The sequence below is a fragment of the Nostoc foliaceum FACHB-393 genome (assembly GCF_014698505.1).
In the GTDB taxonomy this organism is placed as follows: domain Bacteria; phylum Cyanobacteriota; class Cyanobacteriia; order Cyanobacteriales; family Nostocaceae; genus Nostoc; species Nostoc foliaceum_A.
This window is the reverse complement of sequence record NZ_JACJTD010000144.1, coordinates 1-5,669: the sequence shown is the minus strand read 5'-3', so window position 1 is coordinate 5,669 and position 5,669 is coordinate 1. Positions and strand designations below refer to the sequence as shown.

Annotated in this window: 7 protein-coding genes and 1 pseudogene; 6 read left to right on the top strand and 2 right to left on the bottom strand. The window is 41.1% G+C overall.

The genetic code is table 11. From position 1 onward, the window contains the following. A pseudogene (locus H6G92_RS38050) lies at positions 1 to 1,435 on the top strand (ATP-grasp domain-containing protein); the annotation flags it as partial. Positions 1,436 to 1,520: 85 nt separating this feature from the next. Here the strand turns inward: H6G92_RS38050 and H6G92_RS38045 are convergent. Further along, complete coding sequence (locus H6G92_RS38045; protein WP_190901939.1) at positions 1,521 to 1,949, bottom strand: hypothetical protein; 429 nt, start codon at positions 1,947 to 1,949, stop codon at positions 1,521 to 1,523. 261 nt (positions 1,950 to 2,210) lie between these two features. Between H6G92_RS38045 and H6G92_RS38040 the strand changes: the two genes are divergently transcribed. The 3 genes from H6G92_RS38040 (at position 2,211) to H6G92_RS38030 (ending at position 3,157) form a co-directional block, all read left to right on the top strand. Next, a complete protein-coding gene (locus tag H6G92_RS38040; protein WP_190901937.1) occupies positions 2,211 to 2,408 on the top strand; it encodes a hypothetical protein in 198 nt (65 codons plus the stop codon). A gap of 148 nt (positions 2,409 to 2,556) precedes the next feature. Beyond that, a complete protein-coding gene (locus tag H6G92_RS38035) occupies positions 2,557 to 2,889 on the top strand; it encodes a helix-turn-helix domain-containing protein (RefSeq protein ID WP_094345915.1) in 333 nt (110 codons plus the stop codon). A 91-nt stretch (positions 2,890 to 2,980) separates the two neighbouring features. Then, a complete protein-coding gene (locus H6G92_RS38030; RefSeq protein ID WP_190901935.1) occupies positions 2,981 to 3,157 on the top strand; it encodes a hypothetical protein in 177 nt (58 codons plus the stop codon). A 250-nt stretch (positions 3,158 to 3,407) separates the two neighbouring features. Here the strand turns inward: H6G92_RS38030 and H6G92_RS38025 are convergent, their stop codons facing one another. Next, complete coding sequence (locus tag H6G92_RS38025; protein WP_242059519.1) at positions 3,408 to 3,713, bottom strand: hypothetical protein; 306 nt, start codon at positions 3,711 to 3,713, stop codon at positions 3,408 to 3,410. A gap of 428 nt (positions 3,714 to 4,141) precedes the next feature. Between H6G92_RS38025 and H6G92_RS38020 the strand changes: the two genes are divergently transcribed. Then, positions 4,142 to 4,960, top strand: a complete 819-nt coding sequence (locus H6G92_RS38020; RefSeq protein WP_190901933.1) for a hypothetical protein — start codon at positions 4,142 to 4,144, stop codon at positions 4,958 to 4,960. A 102-nt stretch (positions 4,961 to 5,062) separates the two neighbouring features. Further along, positions 5,063 to 5,578: a hypothetical protein gene (locus H6G92_RS38015; RefSeq protein ID WP_190901931.1), complete on the top strand. Its 516-nt coding sequence runs from the start codon at positions 5,063 to 5,065 to the stop codon at positions 5,576 to 5,578. The last annotated feature ends 91 nt before the right edge of the window (positions 5,579 to 5,669 follow it).

Here is a 5,669-nt window from a genome sequence, read left to right as displayed (position 1 = left end):
GGAAAATGTTTGTGTGGAAAGAGTTTTAAACACACACATATTTTATAATTATGGACATGGAGGGTCAGGTGTAACGTTGTCATGGGGATGTTCACAAGAAATTGTCCACTTAGTACAACAAATGCTCGGCGAATCGGCAAATCCAGTTGCTTTACATAGTAGTAAGATAGATAGCAATAAGCAGACTGTCTTTATGCTACATGATATGTTTCTGAGCAAAACTGATTTTAGACATATCTGCTTAGAGAATAGAAATCTAGTTTTACTCTGTAGTCGGCGAGGACTCAGTGAGGTTGTACCCTCCCAGTATCAATACTTGGATATTGTGCAGATTGTAGAACCTTATAATTTACAAAATCTGCTCCAAACCTATCAACAGATTAAGACTGACTATAAACTATTAGATGATAACTGCCGGATTGTCACCAACGATGAGTATTCAGTACTCTTAGCTGCACAGTTGCGTGAAGCTCTAAATATGCCAGGCGATCGCCCAACGATGATCCAGCAGCTTACTGATAAGAGTTACCTCAAATCTGCCCTCAAAAATTCCCTGATTCGGGTGCCTAAGTATCTGATTTTTGCTCAAGACCAATACCGTAAAGAGCCGGTTTCATACTTAAAGTTTGTTCTAGAAGAACTAGGTGATCACATTTTGATCAAACCAGTTATCAGAGGCGGAAGTGAAAAAAGCACAATAATCTCTACTGTTGATGATTTGAAAGCTTGGTGTGAAAGCAATGTAGATTCAAATTCCGAATTTGAGATGAATGAATTCATTAGAGGTGAGTTATACAATACAAGTGTTGTTCTAAAAAACGGTCAGCCTTGTTATTTCGCTGCTTGCAAGCAGTATCGACCTAATGATGAGTTCATTTCTGGTCATCAAATCGGCAATATTATTGTTAGAGAAGAAGAACCAAAATTTCAGAAACTCTGGCAATTTTCAAGTGATGTGTTAGAAAGTTTAGAACACAATTACCCGAAAAATGGTATACTCAATATTGATTTATTAATACCTTCTATAAGCGAAGAAGCAATCCTAATGGGAGTAGCTGCACGCCCCCCGGAAGCGCTTGTATCAAGAATGTTTTACATATATCAGGGGCTACGTCTAAACGAGTTACATCTCCAATTACAGATTGGTGATTCGCCTGATATCCTTCTCAAGGATAGAAATGAGTGGAAGTACAGCGCTTCCTCGATTCATCCAAAGCAGAATGGTGTTGTTACAGAAATTGAGAAGCTAGTTCTTGAAAGTGATGTGGAAATTTATTGGCAGATTTATTTGGGAGAAAGATTGGAAAAATCACAAAGTATGAGGGATATTGCCATTGCTATTGTTTTGAGCCATCATGACTTTTCAATCCTTCAAGAGGAATATCAGGTAGCCAATTCTACCAATTTCTACAATACTAAGAAAGATTTTTTCTAGCAGACAGAGGTGAACAAGGGAACAAACAACTCTCTTTTTTTGACACTCTGCGGGAAGCGACGGAATCTGTTTTAGGCTTGGTGTCCTATGTTTGCTTGCAGACTGAGAGGATGCGTTGGTCGTTAGGGCTAATAAGTTTGATTTGATGAAAATTGGATAGGTTAATTTTCATATTTTCAGTTTTTGCTTTATTGTAACTAAGTGATTTAGCAGAAACTGTGTTGTTATTCTGTTTTCCTGTAAAGCAACTAAACTCAGAATTAGGATAGTACAAAGCTCCGACAATATTTCCTTGTTGACGTTGTAATAATAAGTAGGCTTTCCCTATTTGATTAGGTTGTGGAGTTTCGCCGTATAAATATGTTCCATCAGCAAGCGGAGCCGATTTGGTTGAGCTATTTGGCAGGCTTTGTCCAGTTGAAGAAGGAATTTCTAAACCGACTAAAGCTAGAGAAAGCAATATAAATGCCGCACTTTTCTGGAGTTTTGTGCTAACAGTTGCAGGTAGATTCATTTGTTTTTTCCTTGCGTTACTGTTGGTTGTACCTACCTTAAACCTCTTGTCCTTTGTATAAATCTTTCTGTCGGTAGAGATTAGGGTAGCAATATCAACTTTCAAGCCCTTTCACGATTACTGCTGGTGAGAGCCATTCTTAAACCTTGCCTGGATTCTCAAAGCTAGTTAAGTAGTTTTAAATTTCGGTTTCTTATCTCTACGGCAATGAATTCTTTGTGAGTTTCACTTGGCCTTAAGGAAATTAACCGTAAAAGTCGAATGGCACTAAGAAAAGGGAAAATCGTTGAGGCAGCAGGGGTGCAGAGGAGCGGAGGAGCAGGGGAGAAAGAAGAAGGAAGAAGCATACGGACAGAAAACTTGAGACATACGGAAAGAAGCAAGAGAATTTCTCCTCTGCCCCTCTGCCCCCCTGCTCCTCTGCAATCCTTACGCCGCCTACCCTTCAGCTTAATTTAGTGCCATTCCCGTAAGAGTCTTTGAACAGGTGTTGTGTTTCTCTGGTTGACGCAGGCTGAAATAATCGCATTGCTAATGGGCAAGCGATCGCTTTCACCTTTGCTTGGTGTAGCCTTATGGTTGACACCAGTATATTAATAGTATTATCATGTCAACTGGCGAGCGCAGTGAAAATAAAATTAAAGTAAAAATGAATATCACAGTAGATGTAACACCCATCGCTGCGTTTAGGTGGAATGAAGAAAATGCCCAAAAACTCAGAGAGCTAAGAGAGAAAGCTGGATATAGTAGACAAAAGCTATCTGATGCTGTGGGAGTTTCTGTGGCTTATATTCAGCAGCTAGAGACTCCTCACGTCTTTATTAATAAACCAAAGAAACCAACTCAGATGACTGTTAGTACAGAAATTCTAGAGAAACTTTGTGCTGCTTTAGATGGGGATATCACTTCACTTATTTGGAACATAGATTACAACAGTTAAGACACTATCTACTACGCTCACCAGTTAAAATTGCTTGACAACCACTGGTGAGCGTAGTAGTATGGTAATCATAAGAGAGGAGACGAGCGCGATGCCTCTTTTGAAAAACAAAGAAGCGCTCAAAATTCAACCCTTACAAATCGAGTTAACGATACGAAACCTAAAACCAGCCGCCACCGGGACTAGCAGCCGGAAGCCAAAAACTTGTATTGCTCAAGCCACCGGAGATGATTCCGATGACCAAATCAAGTCTGAAAACTGGTTGTAAAAACTTCAATCTTTCCAGAATTAAGGCGATTGCGTACTCAGTAGTATGCAATCGCCTTTTCAATCAATTCTTATCACATGGCTGTACAGAGGACACGGTAATATCCCAATATCTTCTCTACAGCTTTGTGCTGTCTGGTGTTTTGACATCAGTTAATACGCTTTACCCTTGAACACTTTTATAGAACCCATTTGAGATATATACAGGAGGGCAATCGAATTTGGCTGAACTACGAGCTAAGTTACAAATTTTATAGATTGATCGTCAGGATTTTTTTCTTGCTTTTTTTGTCGCTCAACACGACTGTATTGTAGGGTAATGTATCCGTTCCCATCGGAATTGGCAGCCTAAAACTGGGGCTTTTATGATCGAGTTCGCCTAAATCAATGCTTTTCGTTATATCGCCATCTGTTGCAAGATTTGCGGTAAGTTCGCCTTTATAATCTTCAATTAAAAAGTCTCTAAAGAAAACGACTTCCCCAGCATCAGGATCTATCCCAAGGATGACCGTACCTCTGAAAGTTGCGCCTTTTCGTTCTTCATCAACCGTTGCCATTGTGATTTCCGAGGGGTCTTGACCCGACATTTGTGCCATAAACTTTTTTCTCTTGCGAATTCTCAACAATTGAAAATGATTTTACAAGAGCGCTATGGGCGATCGCAAAACTCTCAGGACGTATTTCTGCATCGGTCTTGCAAATGTATAGCCAAGTTACTTCTGGTTATACGCCTAATTGGAAGATTGAGTAGGGATGAGTAGGGGCCCAAAGCGATCACGTTAGCGAAGCGAGGCGTTAGCCTAGCGTTGCTGCAAAGCAGATCGCATCGCAGAAACCTGATTCCCAAATGGGTTCTATGAGGCTTCGCCAATTCTAGAGTGAGAGTGTTGTGGCTTGCCACAACAAACTGACTAATAAAAATAGGGCGATCGCTGTGTCTGCAAAACTTGCGATCGCCTTTTTACCCATTTAAGAGGTATTTCTAATGATTACACAAGTTTCAGCTCCTGCGCCAACAAGAGATCCGCTAACCACACGCGATGCCTGCGGCGGGCGTAGCCATCGCCAAATCATTGCAACTATCGTCAATCAATCGGACTATTCAAAAGAGTGCAAGCCCGAAGATGTAGTGACTATCTGGATAAACTCGGATGATATCGTGTGGGTAAAAATGAACCACGGTTATGCTCGATACCACAAACAATCATTTCAACGTGCTGTTGCAGAGGTAAAAGCGAGTCTTTCTGCTCCAGTAGAATGTAATCACAAAGAAGATGAAGAATTAAAACAAGCTACTGAGAAAATTGGCTTGTTAGGTGATTGTGATTGGCTATCGTTGAGCGTCCAATACCATTCTAATAAAGTAATCGGTCATGCTGGTTGTTATATTTCCCACAAGGCTCGAATATTAACCCCACCGGCTGAATGGGATTTTACACTGCCGAAGTGGAATATGCCTGCTGCTATCTGTCCAGACTGCGAAGGACATGGGTGCGGTAACTGTGGGTATCGCGGTACTCGTGCAGAAGACTTGTGTACGCCAGTGAACGGCTACCGACTAACTTATGTCGGCAAGACTGACCTTCAGATGGCTCACAATGTATATCTAGATGGTGAGTTTTTGGGCATACTCTTCAAGGTCAGAAACGCTGAGGAAGTCTGGGAAAACGACCCCAAGACATACTACTGGCGCTGTGGCGATGGAGTACGGTACTGGAGTGTAAAAGAGGCTGTAGAAGCACTGTCCAGGGTAACTGCTCCGATTGAACTGCCGCAAGTTCGTCAGGAGTTGGTAGCGGCGTAAGAAAATCAGAAGGCGTGACCGAAATCTTCATCGGTCGCGCCTGCTGTTTTAAGAAGTCAACGGCTTCGCCAATGCGAAAGTGAGATGTGTTGGTATTGAACAATGAACCCTCAAGAAAATTCCGAATTACTTGCTGCCTTGATGCGCCAAGAGGAACTACTCAAGCAGTTAGTCGCAGCAATTAATAAACCGAAACTTGGATTGCACTCTGAAGCTGGCAATTGTAAAATCTACTGCAATCGTCAGCACGGAGGATTATGGTACACACTCAATGGTGAACCGAATGATGTCCCTCAAACTGCCTTAACTGGATATCTTAAAGAACTGCGGTTTGAGAATACAGAACGCCGTAAAAAAGAAACCTGCAAGTTACTAATAACTATGCAAGCAGACCGGACATATATCTTAGAATCAGGCTACGACACGCATTTTTCAAAGTGCATACTTGCGGCGATCGCAACTTTGACCCCACAACAATTATATTCTCCCATCACACTACAGCCTACTCCAGGGACGACAGATGAAAATGTATTGTTCTGTCGTGTATGGGTAGAATCGGAATTAATCAAAGCATCTTATGGTCAGGGCAAACGCATCTTATTTACTAATAAAAACTAAGGGAGATTCCAAAATGACATAGATAATTGTAAAAATTGATGGAATGATAAATAAAATAAATCAAGTATTTTTAAAAATGTGAATTAGCTTA